This is a genomic window from Paenibacillus apis (genome assembly GCF_018333295.1).
GTDB lineage: Bacteria > Bacillota > Bacilli > Paenibacillales > Paenibacillaceae > Fontibacillus > Fontibacillus antibioticophila.
The window spans coordinates 1-468 of the sequence record NZ_BORS01000057.1 but is presented as its reverse complement, the minus strand read 5'-3'; the positions used below and the strand labels follow the sequence as shown (position 1 = coordinate 468).

The following is a 468-nucleotide window of genomic DNA, read 5'->3' as shown; positions in this document are numbered from 1 at the left end:
AGATGATTGGGGTGAAGTCGTAACAAGGTAGCCGTATCGGAAGGTGCGGCTGGATCACCTCCTTTCTATGGAGAATCGTCTTCTGCAACGAAGACATTCAAATAGGCTGACCGCAAGGTCGCCGATCACTTTGCGTAAGCAAAGTAACCAAATCAGGTCTTAGTCCTGTTACTCACTCGTTGGTCAGTTTTGAGAGTTCAACTCTCAAACTCGTTGTTGTTATTCACCACGCTTGCGTCGGTCGAATAACACAGCACTTGATCCTTGAAAACTGGATAACGAAACGAAGAATCTGCGAATTAGAACATTCCTTTTAGCTGAACTTGTGTCACAGCAAGTGAAGTTTTAGGTAGTGAATACACATGCGAAAGTTTTGGGACTGGGGATCCTTTGGAAGTGTCTGCAACCCTTGCGATCAGCAAGAGCGGGCAACGGACAACAGAGCACCAGGCGCAAAACTGCAGCATC

General features: G+C 46.8%; 1 rRNA gene. It reads left to right on the top strand.

Annotation, left to right across the window (positions count from 1 at the left end):
- Positions 1–65 (top strand): 16S ribosomal RNA (locus tag KI362_RS25275); the annotation flags it as partial.
- Positions 66–468 lie beyond the last annotated feature (403 nt).